Genomic DNA, 13,729 nt, shown 5'->3' with positions numbered 1-13,729 from the left:
CGCGCCGCTGTGCCCATGATATCGTGCCGGCCGGTGCCAGGGTCATGAGCGGGTGCGGGCGCGGCAGATCGCGGCCCCGGCGACGGCGATCGCCACGGCGAAAAGGGCCACGAGCCCCGCCTGCGCCGCGACCGAGCCCACGAGCGTGGGGTCCGGCGCCGTCGCCGCGTACACGTCGCCGAGCGCGTGGATCACCCACCATATGGGCGTCAAGCGTGCGACGGCCGTCACCGCCGCGCCCATGCTCGCCTGCGGGACCCATGTGCCGCCCAGGAACGTGAGCACCATCGAGCCCATGTTGCCCGCCGCGTGCACGACGTCGCCCCGGGCGCCCAGGCCCCACAGCAGGTAGCCGAAGGCGGCTCCCACGCAGGCGAGCGCGAGCAGCGGCAGCTGGGCGAACAGGACGAGGGCGGGGTCCGAGCCGGCGAGGTCGCCGGCGCACCACAGCGTTCCGAGGACGCCCATGGCCATCCAGACCATAACGCCGACGCCCAGGCAGGCGAGCGCCAGCTGTGTCTCGCGCGACCAGTCGGGCACCCCGGAGGCGCGCAGGCGCGCGTGGACCGGCCCGTCGGAGGCGAGCGAGCGCATGCCCGCCGCGATGAGGATGGCCGTCCCGCCGAAGAGCACGTAGGTGGAGAACTGCAGGTACAGCAGGTAGGACAGCGGGATGCCGGTGCCCGTACCCTCGGTCACGCCCACCTCCACGCGGGCGGTCTGCGCCTTCCTGGCCCAGGCCACGGCCTGCCCGGGCGTGGCGTCGGTGTTCTTGAGCAGGGCGAAGATCTCCTGTGCGAAGGCGCGGGTCCGCTCGTCCATGAGCGAGCCCTGGGCGCCCTGGAAGCTCACCGAGCGTTCGAGGGCGGGCATGGCGGCCCCTTCGCGCGCCGCGTCGACGAGCGCGTCGCCGTAGCCTTCGGGGATGACCAGCACGTAGGTGGCCAGGTCCTTCGCCGCCGCGTCCTGCAGCGCGAAGGCCGAGTCGGGCAGTGCCACCGGCGTGCCCGCGCCGCGCACGAAGTCGGCGAGCGCGCCCGAGATCTTCGACCCGTCGCGGTCGATCACCGCGACCGTGGGGCGCGTCTCCTGGTAGGTGGTGGACTCGGCGGGTGCCGAGGCCGCCATGAGGAATCCGAACGCGGCCATCATGGCCACGTACAGGGCGAGGAGTCCGCGGTGACGCAAGGCCACGCGGCCGGCGAGTCTACAGAGATGCATGGCGTTGCCTCCTCATGAGAAGCGCCGCCACCGCGAAGCACACGGCGGACATCGCGGCGAGGGTCACGAGCGAGGCCGCGAACGGCGCGAGCGAATCGTAGAACGTGAGGCGGTAGAACGTCTCCCCCACTTGCACGGCGGGGTTCACGAGCTGCACCCACGGCAGGTGGAGGGACAGCCAGTCGCCCAGGTGCTGCGCGGGCGTGCCGAACAGTCCCGCCGGCAGCGACAGCCCCATGGTGAGCACGGTGAGGGCGACATCCTTGGCGCCCGTCGGGACGTGCGGCACGGCGCCGACGAGCGTGCCGATTGCGCAGCTGACAAGCGCGCATGCCGCGCAGGCGAGCACGGCGAGGCCCTCCCGGCCGCCCAGGCTCACCTTCGCGACGAGTCTGATGAAGGCGAGGGAAACGACCAGGCAGCCGAAGACCACGATCCACGAGGCGATGAGCCCCGAGGCGAGCTGGGCGAGGGGGCCGGTCGCGCAGACCTGGCGGCGCATGCCCGCCGGCGAGCCGTCCGCCCGTTTGGAGACGACCAGCAGCAGCGCCACCTGCGCGCCCATGAGGCTGGAGAAGCCGAGCATGGCGTAGTAGTAGCGCGTGAACTCGCTCGACTGGGTCCTCAGGACGGCGATCCGTTCGCTGATGACGTCGTCGCCGGCCAGGGAGGCGGCGAGCGCCCGGGCCACCCCGGGCCGGGCGAGCGCCGCGGGGTCCTGCTTGGCCACGATGGCGAGCGTCTCGCTCACCTGTTCGATGCGGTCGAGCACGAGCTGGACGATTGCCTGTTCGATGCCGCCCGCCTCGCGCGCCGGCACGACCATCCGCGGGCGCTCGCCTTCGCGCAGCAGCACGTAGGCGCAGACCTCGCCGGCGTCGGCCGCTGCGGCGGCGTCCCGCTCGTCCGTGTACGTCGTGATGTCGAGCGGGGCCGCGTCGGCCGCGCCCGCCGAGGCCGCGCCTTCGGAGGTCCCCTCCGTCGCCTCCTTGAGCGCGTCGGCGAGACGGGTGGTCCCGGCCGAACCGTCGATGACCAGGCCGACGTGGATGTCCGTGGCCGCCTCGCCCGACTCGTAGCCGTCGAACATGACCATGAAGATCGAGGCCAGCACGATCGGGAAGACCATGACCCAGATGACGATGCCGCGGTTGCGCAGCGCCTGGGTCAGGTCGAAGCGCACGAGGCGAAGCGCCGTGCGCGGTCCGTTGGTTCCGTGGCTCATCGTCCCCGCCTCCTAGTCGCGCAGCTCCCGGCCGCATAGTTCGAGGAACACGTCGTTGAGAGTGGGCGGTTCCGACCACACGCGCCCCGGCACGGCGCCCGCCTCCTCCAGCACGCCGAACACATCGAGCAGGGCGTGGGCGGACGGCGCGCAGTCCAGGCGCAGCTCCCCGTCCGCGTAGACCGCGCGCGTGACGCAGCGCAGGCCGCGCACACGCTCAAGCAGGGCCTCGCCAGGGGCGTCGAGCTCCACCACGATCCTCTCGCCCAGGTCGATCAGGCGCTTGAGCTCGTCGGGCGTGCCTTCGGCGACCGAACGGCCGGCGTCCATGATCATGACGCGTCCGCAGATCCGCTCGACCTCCTCCATGTAGTGGCTCGTGTACACCACGGTGGCGCCCTCGTCGCGCAGCCGGCGGATGCCGTCCAGGATGGCGTTCCTGCTCTGCGGGTCCACGGCCACGGTCGGCTCGTCCAGGAAGAGCAGCTCCGGCCGGTGCGCGATGCCGCAGGCGATGTTCAGGCGCCGCAGCAGGCCTCCCGACAGCTTGCGCGGGCGCTTCTTGGCGTGGTCAGTGAGGCCCACGAAGTCGAGCGCCTCGTCCACCAGGCGCCGCCGCGTGCGAGCGTCCGCCACGTACAGCGCGCAGAAGGCGTCCACGTTCTCGCGGACGGTGAGCTCGTCGAGGACGGCCACCTGCTGCGGGACCACGCCGATGCGCGCCTTGAGGTCGTAGCGGGTGGGCGTCATCGGCTCGCCGAACAGCTCGATGGACCCGCGGTCGTAGGTGAGCAGCTGCAGCATGCAGTTGATGGCCGTGGTCTTGCCGCAGCCGTTGGGCCCCAGGAGACCGAAGATCTCGCCGCGCGCGATGCGCAGGACGAAGTGGTCGAGGGCGAGGGTCGCCCCGTAGCGTTTGACGAGCCCCCGCACGTTCACGATGTCGGGCATCGGCGGCCTCCCTTCCTCGAGTGATGGTTCCACCATACGGCGGGGATGCGCGCCGGGGAAGTGACTTTTGTCATGGGTCACGGCGCGGGCCTCGGCGCCCGCCGACTCCCGTAGACTGGTGGCATGGGGAGGATCGCCGACAAGCTCATCGCGCTCGCATGCTGCGTGCCCGCGTTGGCGCTGGCGGGCACCGGATTCGCCACGACCGGCGCGCTGCTGGCCGCCGCGGCGTGCGCGTTCGCCGCCGAACTGCTCCCCGACCGGGCGCGGCCCGCCCCTGCCCTGTGCTACTGCGCCTTCGCGTGCGCGCTGCCCGTGGCTTCCCTCTTCGCCGCGCCCACCGCTTATGACCTGGCCCGCAGGACTCCCGCGGCCGCCCTCGTCGCCGCGGCGCCCGCCGCGGGGGCGCTGCTTGCGGGCGCGATCGCCCCGGACGCCGCCCTGTGCGGTCTCATCGCCGGCGTGGTCGCCGCCGTGCTGGCGGTGCGCACGGAGACCATGATGCGCGCCCGGAGCCGGATCCTGCGGCGCGCCGACGAGCTGCGCGAGCACGAGCTGCGGCTCGAGGCAAGGAACCGCGACCTGCTGGACGCCCAGGACTACGAGGTGCGCCTGGCCACGCTCGGCGAGCGGGCGCGCATCGCCCGGGAGATCCATGACAACGTGGGGCATCTGCTCACGCGCGCCGCGGTGCAGGCGGAGGCCTTCCGCGTCGTCCATGCGGGGGAACCTGCCGAGCGCGATCTCGCCGCCGTGGCCGCCACGGTGCGCGAGGCGCTCGACGAGGTCCGTTCGAGCGTGCACGACCTGCGCGACGACGCGACCGACCTCTCGGTGCAGGTGCGGGCCGTCGTCGAACGCGCCTGCGCGGGCACGGATGTCGCTGCCGAGGTCAGCGTGGAGGCCGGGGAGGTGGACGCGCCCGTCGCCGCCTGCCTCGTCGCCGTCGTGAGGGAGGCGGTGTCCAACACGCTGCGTCACGCCCATGCGCGGCACCTGCGCGTGGAGCTCGTCGAGCATCCCGGTCTCTGGCGTCTCACGGTGACCGACGACGGCGCCGGGGCCGGGGCCGCGGGCGGCGCGTCCGGCATGGGGCTTGCCAGCATGGAGGAGCGTGTGCGCGCCCTCGGCGGAACGTTCCGCGCGGGGCCCGGGGCCACTGGAGGTTGGACGGTCTTCGCGAGCGTCCCCAGAACTGGAAGGAGGCCCGCATGAGGGTCATCGTGTGCGACGACGACGCAGTGGTGGTCTCGTCGCTGGCGATCGTGCTGGGCGCGCAGCCGGACATCGAGGTCGTCGGGACCGCCGCTGACGGAGCCGGGGCCGTGCGCCTGGCCGCGGAGCTTTCGCCGGACATCGCCCTGCTCGACATCCAGATGCCCGGCGTCGACGGACTTGCGGCGGCCGAGCGGATCCTCGCTGCGCCGGACCCGCCGCGCGTGGTGTTCCTCACCACCTTCTCGGACGACGAGTACATCGTGCGCGCGCTTGTGCTCGGGGCCGCGGGCTATCTGATCAAGCAGGACGTGGCCGGGGTGGCGCCGGCCCTGCGCGCCGTGGCGGCCGGACGGAGCGTGCTGGAGGGCGAGGTGCTCGAACGCGCGGTGACGCTCGGGACGAACGGCGCCGGGGTGAGGGGCGGCGCAGGGGCACCCGACCTGGCCGCGCTGTTCCCGCAGCTGACCGCCCGCGAGCGCGAGGTGGTCGCCCTCATCGCGGAAGGGCTCGACAACCGTCAGATCGCCGAGACCGCCTTCATGGGGGCGGGCACGGTGCGCAACCACATCAGCGCCATCCTGGCCAAGCTGCACCTGCGCAACCGCACGCAGATCGCCGTCGCCTACTGGCGGGCGCTGCGGTAGGACGGCGCGTAGGGCATATGCTGCGCGACCCGCCATCGGCCTCTAGCGACGTCTGACCACGGTCACCTTGCAGGAGTAGACACGCCAGCAGAAATCCGAATCGACGGGCACGTCGTGGTCTCCGCCATGGCATACGACGCTTCTGACACGGCAGACCAGACGTTCGCCGTCCCTGCATCCGTCGATTGCGCGCCTGAAGAACTGGTCGTCGTAGTCATGGAACGGCGTGTAGGGCAGCACGGTCCCATCCGTCAGGATGAAGACATAGCCATATCCGCTTTGCTCCGTGGGGCATCGCTGGACCTCGAGGATGTCACCTTCCTGTATTGCCGCGACAGCCCTTTCGCGTTCGACGTCCCTTGACGAGGCGCCCTCATGCCAGGTGGATTCCGCCCACAGCTCGGCGATTCCCAGCCTGGTCTCGTCAGGTGACGCCTCCTCGAGAAAATCCGCCGGGTCGACCTCCTGGGCAAAGGCGTCCGCGCCGCGCATCTCGATGGCCTCCTCGAGCGATTTCGCCTCCGCGTACGCCTCGCCCAAGTAATCCCGGACGTCGAAATAAGGCCCCTCGTACTGCTGCGGCCGTGGCAGGCCGAACTCGTCGGCCCCCTCGGGCTCATCGGATTCGGCATTCCTGGCCATGGCTCTGCCCTTCCTCGTGGACGACGGTCACGCCGGTTGTGACACGCCCTGCATCGCACCGATGGCCCCTGCCCGACCGGGGTTGGGCCATCTCTCACCTAGCATACCGCCGCATGAACTGGAGACAGCCCGGGCGGGGACAACGCCGGATTATGCCCGGGCGCAAACAGATGGACGGTCTTTCTCCCCTACAGGCCGGCACGCCACCAGGAGACGGCGACCTGCGTGCGGTCGCGCATGCCCAGCTTCGCGAGGATCCGAGACACGGCGCGCTTCGCGCTGGCAGGCTGGATGACCAGGCGCTCGGCGATCTCCGCGTTGGACAGGCCGTCGGCCAGGAGCGCGCAGATCTCCCGCTCATGGTCCGTGAGCCGACCGAAGGCGAGCCTCAGCCGTTCGCGCTCCGGCCGGGGAACAATCCTGGGAACGCTGCGGTCGAGGACCGCCCGCGTGATGCGCGGGGTGAGGACGGCGTCCCCTTCCGCGACCGCGTGGACCGCGTCAGCCAGCTCTCGGGCGCGGACGTCCTTGAGCAGGAACCCGGAGGCGCCCGCTTCGAGCCCGCCAAAGGCATAGTCGTCCTCGTCGTAGGTGGTGAGGATGAGGACACGCACCCCCGGATGGCGTTCACCGATGAGCGCACAGGCATCGATGCCATCCATGACAGGCATCCTTACGTCCATGAGTACGACGCCGGGGAGTACGCGCCCTTCCTGCGCCGCCCGGTCGAGGGCATCCACCGCCTGCCGGCCGTCGGCCGCCTGCCCCCACAGGCGCAGCGTCGGGTCGCGCCGGAGCATGAGGGCGAACCCCAGACGGGTCTCTTCCTGATCATCGACGAGCATCACGTCGACCGGATTGCCGCAATCGGTCATGAGTCCTCCATTGCCCCGGTGCTGTCGGCATCTTCGGTTCCCTCGGCGTCTTCCCCGTCTTCCATCGTCGCGTCGAGGCGCGGGATGCGGGCCCGGACCTCCCAGCCGCCGTCGGGCGACGGCCCGGCGGCCAATCCGCCGCCCGTCGCTTCGACGCGTCTGCGCAGACGGGCGATTCCCGTGCCTTCGGACCCGCTAATTTCAGTCACACTGGCCGTGCCGGTGCCAGCCACCGCAGTCGGGGCGCCGTCATCGCGCACGGTGACCGTGCAGGAGCCACCCTCGGCGTGGTCCCACGCGACCGTGACGCGGTGGGCATCGTGCGCATGGCGCAGGACGTTCGTCACCGCCTCGCGGGTAACGGAGAAGACGAGGTCCGCCTGCCGGGACCGTTCCCAGCGCCCATGGCGCGGGCGAAGGCCGAACGCACCGTATCGAGTCCGCTTCCCCTGTGTACGTTTCCCATGGCGTCGCCTCCATCCGGTCTCATCCTTCCACGTCCCCTTCCGCACGCCCACAGGCACGCCGCCATCCGGGAAACCGCACGACGACGCTCCGTAGGATCACAGCGTCGCCACGATGTCCCGACGTTTCAGCCACCGGCACGCCCAGGCGATGGCAAGTGCGGCGTACACAATCGACAGGACCACGATCTGGATGACGCCGGCGATGATGAGGTCGGCCTGCGTGTTCGAGTTCATCCCGGTCTGCAGCAGCGAATAGGGCCATACGTTGCCCAGGCCGGCCATGGTGGCGACGAGGCCGGATCCGCCGCCGGCGAGCGCGATGCCCACCGGCGCGGCGAAGTTGCGTATGACCATGGAGACAGCGAGCTGGATCGCCACGATGACGAGGGATCCCAGGATGCCAAGCGCGACGTATTCGGCGATCCGTGCCGCCGGGAACGCTCCGGGCACGCTGAGCGCGAAGCCGCTGCCCACATAGAACACGAGGATCGAGGCGAAGGCGGCGAGCGACATGAGCGCGCCGACGCAGAACTTCGCGAGCACGAGGTCGCGGACCGGGACCGGCTGCGTCATGAACTCGTTCCAGTTGGAACCCTGATGCTCCAGGCGCCAGAGGAAGGAGCAGCCCGCGCCGAGGAGCGCCGGCAGGAAGAGCAGACGAAGAGCGTCTGCTGGGTCCACAGGTTCCCCCAGCCGGGTGTGATGATTCCGAGGTTCATGCGGTAGTTGATGCAGCCGATGAGAGCGGAGATGCCGGGCAGGATCACGAATGCCGCCCAGATGAGGGCGCGGCGGAGCTTCATCAGTTCCGCGCGGATGCAGGAGATCAGCATGTCAGAGCTCCTTTCGTGTAAAGGCGCGCAGGGACAGTGCGAAGATGACGGCGGTGATGAGGACGATGGCGACGAGGTAGCCCACGGGCCAGGGCACGGTGTTGTAGGCCACGGTCCCCGTGGCAGCGTCCATGGAGATGCGCACGGTGGACATGGCGCCGTAGTAGGAGCTCGGTATAAACGCGGAGACAACGGGCGGCAGGTACATGGAGAAGAGTCCCAGGAACGACAGGGCGACGCCTGCGACGAGCGGCAGAAACTGATTGGCGACGAGCAGGCAGAGGCATTCGATGACCGTCGCCACGAACAGGCACACGGCGAGCGTCGAGATCCACAGCGTCGCGATCTGGTTCGCCGGGATGGGCCGGTAGCCGAGGATGGCGCCGATGGCGCAGGCGGCCGCCACCTCGACGGTCGTTACGGTTGCCAGCACGAGGGCACAGGTGAGCCATTTGGCGCAGAAGAGATCGCGGGGCCGCTCCATGGTAAGCAGCTCCTTCCACATGTTCGCACGGTTCTCGATGTCGCAGACGGTGGAGGCGACCACGGCGGAGAGCAGCGGTAGGATAACCGCGTTGACGACGGACAGCGCGAACAGCAGCCTGCGGTAGTCGGTCGTGGCCTCGCTCTGATGCGCCGCCTGGTATCCGAACCACAGGAGGAGTACAGCGAGCATGGCGGCGCAGATGAGCCAGAGGTGCCTGCGCCGGCTCTTCCTGAATTCGAGGAGGACCTGGCGTACCATGCCCGGTCTCGGCGCGACGGCCGGCGTGGTTCGCACGACAATTGTTCCGCCCGCCATAGTGTCTCCTCCATTCCGGTGAGCGCAAGGAAGATGTCCTCGAGCGTGTCCTCGTGCTCCTCCATGCGCACGATGCCGATGCCCTGCGCGGCGAGTTTCAGGCTGAGACGGCCCGCGGCCGCGTCGTCCACCGCCGCGATGTGCAGAGTGGAGCGGTCATCCGGGTCGGGTTGTGCGCCGGGAAGGAGCGCCGTGGCGCGGGCATTGTCCGTGGTCCTGAGGCCGATCCAGTGCCGGCCGCGAGCGTGGAGATCCGTAAGCGTGCCCTGCCAGACCATCCGTCCCTTGCGGATGATGCCCACATGGTCGGCCATCTGGTCGATCTCGGAGAGCATGTGGCTGGAGACGATGACCGTCATGTCGAACATGCGCGGAAGGTTCCTGACGAGGGTGCGGATCTCGTGGATGCCCGAGGGGTCAAGTCCGTTGGTCGGCTCGTCGAGCAGGAGCAACGGCGGCCTGCCCATGAGGGCGGCGGCGATGCCCAGGCGCTGTTTCATGCCGAGCGAGTAGTTCCCGACGCGCTTGCGCTTAAGCGAGGGGTCGTCGAGGCGGACGATTCTCAGCACTTCGTCGATTTCGGAGGCGGGCAGGCCCCGCAGCTGCCGCACGATCTCGAGGTTCTCGCGCGCCGTCAGATGCGGGTAGCAGCTGGGACTCTCGATGAGCGACCCCACGTGGCGCAGCACCGCAAGACGGTTGGCGGGCGTGAGGGGAGTGCCCAGGACTGTGGCCGAACCCGCCGTGGGATGCACGAGCCCCAGGATCATCTTCATCGTGGTCGACTTGCCGGCGCCGTTGGGCCCCAGGAAGCCGTAGACTGCATGTTCGGGCACCGTCAGGCTCACGTGGTCGACCACGCAGGCGTCCCCGTAGCGTTTGGTGAGACCCGTCGTGGTCACCGCCGCATGCACGACCCGGGTTTCCGTCGATGTCTGCGCGGCATGTTCCGCGCTTGTGTTCCGATTCCGGCTGGACGCGGACGCAAGGCCCGATCGTCCGGCAAGATGTCTGCCGCTGTTCGTCATTCCGTTCCCCTTTCCGATCGAGTGCAGGTACGCCGCCATTCTGGCCGTGTTCCGACGGTCCTGCAGAGGTTCGGGGGAAAATGTCATCCCGGGATGACAGAAGAATCGGCGGTGACGTCGCCCCGGATGACGGATCCGCCTCATCGCAGGGTGCCTCACGCTTCCCGAACGCGGAACGGGCACGAAAAAGCCCGTCACAAGCCTCGGTTATCCTGGCAAGACAATCTTCACAATCCTCAGGGGGAAGGGGCCTCTATGAGATTCCGCACCGTCGCATCCGTCCTGCTCGCCGCCGCCTTCGTGCTCCCGCTCGGAGGGTGCTTCGGCATCCATGATGCCAGCGACAAGGCCAATCAGGCCGAGGAGAGCGCGTCCCCCATGCGGGAGCTCGCCGACGCACTCTCGGACATCGGCCAGCACAAGCGCACGCGCCTGGTCGTCAAGGACGCCGCGACGGGCGAGACCGTGCGCGAAACAACCGACCAGCGCGCGATCGACCGCATCTTCGATCCACTCCTCAATGAGAACAAGCTCGTCTCGAAGCCCGAGTCGCCTGCCGAATACGTCGTCGAACTGTGGCAGCCGGAGACCCGGAAGCTCGGCCAGAGCGCGGACGATCTCAAGGAGTACAAGGCGGTCACCGTCACGACCTACCGGGATTCGCCCGTCGTGGCGATTATGGTGGTCCCCGTCAAGCTCAGGCTCTGCCTCTCCTCCCCCTCGACCGCTGACGCCCTGCGTGCGCTCACGGAATGATGCCGGCCAGACTCTGCCTCCGCGGGATCACACATCAGGCCAGCCACCTCGACAGCATGCGGACCTGTTCAGTCGTCGTCGATGATGTCGCCGTTCTCGTCAAGCACAGGGCCTCCCACGGTCGCGTAGCGGCGGGCGGCAATGCTGCCGTAGAGGCAGATGCCCGCGATCAGCGCCACCAGGACAATGAGGAACGCGATGGTCAGGGCAATGCCGTCGAATGCCGCCGTGCAGGCGAGGACCGCCAATCCGCCGATGATGAAGGCGATGCCGCCGGCACGCTGGCACCGCCGCCACATCTCGCGGCTGAGATACGCGTAACCGATACGCACGCCGAACACATGATTGGGCTTGATTTTTGGCATCAGGTTCCCAAGGATGACGAAACCGATGCCGATGACCAAATAGACGGCGCGGACCCCGTCGAACGGCATGGCCGCCACCTGCCGCACCTGCCGATACGCCTCGTAGAGGAACGCCGCTTGCATGCCGTTGAAGACAATCAGCGCCACGATGCCGCCGGACAGATACGCCTTCTTGCCGGACTGCCGCCGTCTGAACGCCAGCCAGGCGGACAGGACCCATGCCGCGGCGAACAGCACGCAGAGCACCGGCAGCGTCAGACTCTCCCACTTGCTCCCCCACCGGTCAGCCGTCCCCGCGGCGTTCCAATGCACGGGGATTCGCCCGGGCATGGCCGGCAGCACCATCGCCGAAACCGCCAACGGCAGCACGGCCAGCACCCAGATCACGATGTGTAAGGCGAGTAAGGCTGCGCCGCCGCGGCACCATGGCTCCTGCCCATGGTCCGTATCCTGCATACGCTGTGTGCCATCAACACCACCACCGGTCATCATGATTCCCCCTGGATCCTCCGCACCATCCGCATACGTTCCGCCCGGCATTCCGCCGGTTGCCGCACACCACCGCGCTCCCGCAACGAGACGAGCCACATGATGGTCTCATCCAGGATGCTGGCGTTCAGCTCATACTGGATATGATTGCCACGCCGCACAGCAGTCACCAGTTCTGCTTCCTTGAGCCGGTTCAGATGGTAGGACAGGCGCGAAGGCTGGACCCCTACTTCCCGCGCCAGTTCGCCGGCTTCCATTGTCCGCGCGCGCAACGCTTCCAGCACTCGCTGCCTGACCGGATCATCCAACGCGCCCAGTGTCTCACGTAACCCTATGTGTCACCCCTCCTAGTATTTCAATTCTTTTTGAAATGCCTGGCATCATCATACCACTGAACGGGGCCGTTTCCGCAGGGCCGTTTCCGCATCAATCAGTCACTGTCGAAATCTCATCGAAGGCAATCTCAGGCGCACGATGATCCAATTGGCCGACATTGACGTATCGCCCGAGTATGCCCATCACTGACACGGAATCATTCGTCACTGCGTCAAACAGTTTGTGGAAATCGACCTCAGCATAAGCATGAACGAACCAGTCACGCATACCGTCATCCGGGACCGTCTCACGACTGCGCCCGACGATCAGCGATGACGGCACGGCGGATCCGCACGAGCACCAGCACCAGACTCACGCCGAGCACAAGATGTCCAAGGCCGGCGATGCCGGAGATGGCCGCGTCGGCACCGGAGGCAAGCGGAGTGCCGAGCGCCTGGAGCACACCCCGCACGACGAGCATCACGACAGTGAGATTCAGTCCGATGTGATAGCCGACAAGCGCCTTCGCCGTCCAGGCATCGGAAAAGCGGTAGGTTTTCTCAACCAGCAGGAGGATGAGGAAGAAGGCCATGCCCAGCATAAACCAGTGCACGTGCACAAAGGCCAGCGTGGTGGTGCCGGTGTAACCGAGAGCTTTGGTGAATTCACGGTAGAAGACACCGCCTGTCATCGCCAAGATGGCATACAGCAGGGCCGCGTTCATATATCGTTTCGTCATGATCTGCCTCTTCGGTCGGGAATGGATGTGACTCCTCCATTATCAGCCTCGCGACGCCTGACGTCTCGCATTCCCGGCGCCGGCCTCCCATCCCTTTCTTCGGGTATCCTGAAGGGAGGCATTCCCGAGGGAAGGGGCCCCCGATGAGATTCCGCACCATCGCCGCCATGCTGCTCAGCGTCATCTTCGTGCTCCCGCTCGGAGGATGCTCCAGTATTTTCAATCCGGGCAAGGCAGCCAGTCAGGCCAAAGAAGAATCCTCCTCCATGCAGAAGCTCACCGACGCGCTCTCGGGCATCGGACAGCACAAGCGCACGCGCCTGGTCGTCAAGGATGCCGCGACGGGCAAGGTCATCCGAGAGACGGCCGACCAGGATGAGATTGACCGCGTCTTCGACCCGCTCCGCAACGAGAACGGAATCGCCAGGAAACCGGATGCGCCCGCCGAATACGTCCTCGAACTGTGGCAGCCCGAGACCCGGAAGCTCGGTCAGAGCGCAAACGACCTGAAAGAATACAAGGCGGTCACCGTCACCACCTACCGGGATTCGCCCGTCGTGGCGATCAGTGTGGTCCCCGTCAGGATCAGACTCTGTCTCTCCTCCCCCTCGACCGCCGACGCCCTGCGCGCTCTCGCGAAGTAGGATTCTTCAGGCGACGGCGAACCCTCCGTCTCCCCTCGTTCGTCTCTCCGAAGATTGAGGCCGCACACGGGCGCGACCCCTCGGGGTCGGATTGACGTCATACGCCGGCATGATGTGCCAACACGACGTCCACGGCGGGAATCGGACGTTTCATACGGCTCCCTTACGTCTGGGATATGCGACGTTCAAGGGATAGCGCAGCAGTTTGCATACGTAACAGGGGCTTACCTCATCTGTCGTATCTGTTCCTCCATCGGAAACGGATACGACAGTACGGGTGCGGGAAACGTCGCATATGTTCCAGAGCGAGAAACGGATGCGACACGGAACCACCCGTCAATGTCGCAAATGTTCCTACCCGGGAAACAGAAGCGACGATACCCGGGGCGGTTGTGCCCGATGTTTTGCGCAAATGTGGCCTGGTCCGTCGTCGGGGGAATGACTTCAGTCGGTTGATTGCATGATGCCGTCGAGCCGGGACATGTCCAGGTAGCGGCGGCTCGACCAATCGTTGG

The 13,729-nt window shown here is 67.7% G+C and carries 17 protein-coding genes and 1 pseudogene; 4 read left to right on the top strand and 14 right to left on the bottom strand.

Going from position 1 to position 13,729, the window contains the following annotated elements:
- Positions 1–42: 42 nt before the first annotated feature.
- The 3 genes from H7U32_RS05980 to H7U32_RS05970 are packed head-to-tail and all read right to left on the bottom strand — an operon-like array spanning position 43 to position 3,433.
- Positions 43–1,221 (bottom strand): ABC transporter permease, encoded by a 1,179-nt coding sequence (locus H7U32_RS05980; protein WP_204468948.1) that lies wholly within the window; start codon positions 1,219–1,221, stop codon positions 43–45.
- Positions 1,208–2,446: an ABC transporter permease gene (locus H7U32_RS05975; RefSeq protein ID WP_204468945.1), complete on the bottom strand. Its 1,239-nt coding sequence runs from the start codon at positions 2,444–2,446 to the stop codon at positions 1,208–1,210. The genes H7U32_RS05980 and H7U32_RS05975 overlap by 14 nt, the downstream gene beginning before the upstream one ends.
- Before the next feature lie 12 nt (positions 2,447–2,458).
- Positions 2,459–3,433 (bottom strand): ABC transporter ATP-binding protein, encoded by a 975-nt coding sequence (locus tag H7U32_RS05970; protein ID WP_204468944.1) that lies wholly within the window; start codon positions 3,431–3,433, stop codon positions 2,459–2,461.
- Between the two features lie 87 nt (positions 3,434–3,520).
- On the opposite strand from H7U32_RS05970, the gene H7U32_RS05965 reads away from it, so the two are divergent.
- Both H7U32_RS05965 and H7U32_RS05960 read left to right on the top strand, forming a co-directional pair.
- Positions 3,521–4,612 carry a sensor histidine kinase gene (locus H7U32_RS05965; RefSeq protein WP_204468942.1) on the top strand — a complete coding sequence of 364 codons (1,092 nt, stop codon included), beginning with the start codon at positions 3,521–3,523 and terminating at the stop codon, positions 4,610–4,612.
- A complete protein-coding gene (locus tag H7U32_RS05960) occupies positions 4,609–5,259 on the top strand; it encodes a response regulator (protein ID WP_204468940.1) in 651 nt (216 codons plus the stop codon). The genes H7U32_RS05965 and H7U32_RS05960 overlap by 4 nt, the downstream gene beginning before the upstream one ends.
- Before the next feature lie 42 nt (positions 5,260–5,301).
- Here the strand turns inward: H7U32_RS05960 and H7U32_RS05955 are convergent, their stop codons facing one another.
- The 7 genes and pseudogenes from H7U32_RS05955 to H7U32_RS05925 all read right to left on the bottom strand — a co-directional run.
- Positions 5,302–5,901, bottom strand: coding sequence for a hypothetical protein (locus tag H7U32_RS05955; protein ID WP_204468938.1), 600 nt, complete (start codon positions 5,899–5,901; stop codon positions 5,302–5,304).
- Positions 5,902–6,089: 188 nt separating this feature from the next.
- Positions 6,090–6,776, bottom strand: coding sequence for a response regulator transcription factor (locus H7U32_RS05950; RefSeq protein ID WP_204468936.1), 687 nt, complete (start codon positions 6,774–6,776; stop codon positions 6,090–6,092).
- Positions 6,773–7,288 (bottom strand): sensor histidine kinase, encoded by a 516-nt coding sequence (locus H7U32_RS05945; protein ID WP_323804599.1) that lies wholly within the window; start codon positions 7,286–7,288, stop codon positions 6,773–6,775. The genes H7U32_RS05950 and H7U32_RS05945 overlap by 4 nt, the downstream gene beginning before the upstream one ends.
- Positions 7,289–7,339: 51 nt before the next feature.
- Positions 7,340–7,924 (bottom strand): ABC transporter permease, encoded by a 585-nt coding sequence (locus tag H7U32_RS05940; protein WP_204468932.1) that lies wholly within the window; start codon positions 7,922–7,924, stop codon positions 7,340–7,342.
- Positions 7,813–8,076, bottom strand: a complete 264-nt coding sequence (locus H7U32_RS05935) for a hypothetical protein (RefSeq protein WP_204469077.1) — start codon at positions 8,074–8,076, stop codon at positions 7,813–7,815. Before H7U32_RS05935 ends, H7U32_RS05940 begins: the two co-directional genes overlap by 112 nt.
- A 1-nt stretch (position 8,077) precedes the next feature.
- A complete protein-coding gene (locus H7U32_RS05930; protein WP_239457560.1) occupies positions 8,078–8,752 on the bottom strand; it encodes an ABC transporter permease in 675 nt (224 codons plus the stop codon).
- Positions 8,753–9,225: 473 nt separating this feature from the next.
- A pseudogene (locus tag H7U32_RS05925) lies at positions 9,226–9,906 on the bottom strand (ABC transporter ATP-binding protein); the annotation flags it as partial.
- 255 nt (positions 9,907–10,161) lie between these two features.
- Between H7U32_RS05925 and H7U32_RS05920 the strand changes: the two are divergent.
- On the top strand, positions 10,162–10,662 hold the full coding sequence (locus H7U32_RS05920; protein ID WP_204468928.1) for a hypothetical protein: 501 nt from the start codon (positions 10,162–10,164) through the stop codon (positions 10,660–10,662).
- Positions 10,663–10,730: 68 nt separating this feature from the next.
- On the opposite strand, the gene H7U32_RS05915 is transcribed toward H7U32_RS05920, so the two are convergent.
- From H7U32_RS05915 to H7U32_RS05900, 4 genes are all read right to left on the bottom strand, one after another.
- On the bottom strand, positions 10,731–11,519 hold the full coding sequence (locus H7U32_RS05915) for a DUF1648 domain-containing protein (RefSeq protein ID WP_204468927.1): 789 nt from the start codon (positions 11,517–11,519) through the stop codon (positions 10,731–10,733).
- A complete protein-coding gene (locus H7U32_RS05910) occupies positions 11,516–11,833 on the bottom strand; it encodes a metalloregulator ArsR/SmtB family transcription factor (RefSeq protein ID WP_275051226.1) in 318 nt (105 codons plus the stop codon). Before H7U32_RS05910 ends, H7U32_RS05915 begins: the two co-directional genes overlap by 4 nt.
- Positions 11,834–11,942: 109 nt before the next feature.
- Entirely contained in the window at positions 11,943–12,119 is a 177-nt protein-coding gene (locus H7U32_RS05905) for a hypothetical protein (protein ID WP_204468923.1), read from the bottom strand.
- Positions 12,120–12,138: 19 nt separating this feature from the next.
- Positions 12,139–12,555 carry a DUF2871 domain-containing protein gene (locus tag H7U32_RS05900; protein WP_239457559.1) on the bottom strand — a complete coding sequence of 139 codons (417 nt, stop codon included), beginning with the start codon at positions 12,553–12,555 and terminating at the stop codon, positions 12,139–12,141.
- 158 nt (positions 12,556–12,713) lie between these two features.
- Here H7U32_RS05900 and H7U32_RS05895 point away from each other — a divergent pair, with 158 nt between their 5' ends.
- Entirely contained in the window at positions 12,714–13,214 is a 501-nt protein-coding gene (locus tag H7U32_RS05895; RefSeq protein ID WP_204468919.1) for a hypothetical protein, read from the top strand.
- Positions 13,215–13,729 lie beyond the last annotated feature (515 nt).

The sequence above is a fragment of the Bifidobacterium pullorum subsp. saeculare genome (assembly GCF_016899725.1).
Lineage (GTDB): Bacteria > Actinomycetota > Actinomycetes > Actinomycetales > Bifidobacteriaceae > Bifidobacterium > Bifidobacterium pullorum_C.
This window is presented reverse-complemented; position numbering and strand designations above follow the sequence as displayed.

Excerpts from the sequence above, each read along its gene's own strand:
- H7U32_RS05975 (WP_204468945.1), bottom strand. The coding sequence starts at position 2,446 with ATGAGCCACGGAACCAACGGACCGCGCACGGCGCTTCGCCTCGTGCGC.
- H7U32_RS05970 (WP_204468944.1), bottom strand. The coding sequence starts at position 3,433 with ATGGTGGAACCATCACTCGAGGAAGGGAGGCCGCCGATGCCCGACATC.
- H7U32_RS05920 (WP_204468928.1), top strand. The coding sequence starts at position 10,162 with ATGAGATTCCGCACCGTCGCATCCGTCCTGCTCGCCGCCGCCTTCGTG.
- H7U32_RS05960 (WP_204468940.1), top strand. The coding sequence starts at position 4,609 with ATGAGGGTCATCGTGTGCGACGACGACGCAGTGGTGGTCTCGTCGCTG.
- H7U32_RS05905 (WP_204468923.1), bottom strand. The coding sequence starts at position 12,119 with ATGCGTGACTGGTTCGTTCATGCTTATGCTGAGGTCGATTTCCACAAA.
- H7U32_RS05955 (WP_204468938.1), bottom strand. The coding sequence starts at position 5,901 with ATGGCCAGGAATGCCGAATCCGATGAGCCCGAGGGGGCCGACGAGTTC.
- H7U32_RS05935 (WP_204469077.1), bottom strand. The coding sequence starts at position 8,076 with ATGCTGATCTCCTGCATCCGCGCGGAACTGATGAAGCTCCGCCGCGCC.
- H7U32_RS05965 (WP_204468942.1), top strand. The coding sequence starts at position 3,521 with ATGGGGAGGATCGCCGACAAGCTCATCGCGCTCGCATGCTGCGTGCCC.
- H7U32_RS05980 (WP_204468948.1), bottom strand. The coding sequence starts at position 1,221 with ATGCATCTCTGTAGACTCGCCGGCCGCGTGGCCTTGCGTCACCGCGGA.
- H7U32_RS05900 (WP_239457559.1), bottom strand. The coding sequence starts at position 12,555 with ATGAACGCGGCCCTGCTGTATGCCATCTTGGCGATGACAGGCGGTGTC.
- H7U32_RS05930 (WP_239457560.1), bottom strand. The coding sequence starts at position 8,752 with ATGCTCGCTGTACTCCTCCTGTGGTTCGGATACCAGGCGGCGCATCAG.
- H7U32_RS05950 (WP_204468936.1), bottom strand. The coding sequence starts at position 6,776 with ATGACCGATTGCGGCAATCCGGTCGACGTGATGCTCGTCGATGATCAG.
- H7U32_RS05895 (WP_204468919.1), top strand. The coding sequence starts at position 12,714 with ATGAGATTCCGCACCATCGCCGCCATGCTGCTCAGCGTCATCTTCGTG.
- H7U32_RS05915 (WP_204468927.1), bottom strand. The coding sequence starts at position 11,519 with ATGATGACCGGTGGTGGTGTTGATGGCACACAGCGTATGCAGGATACG.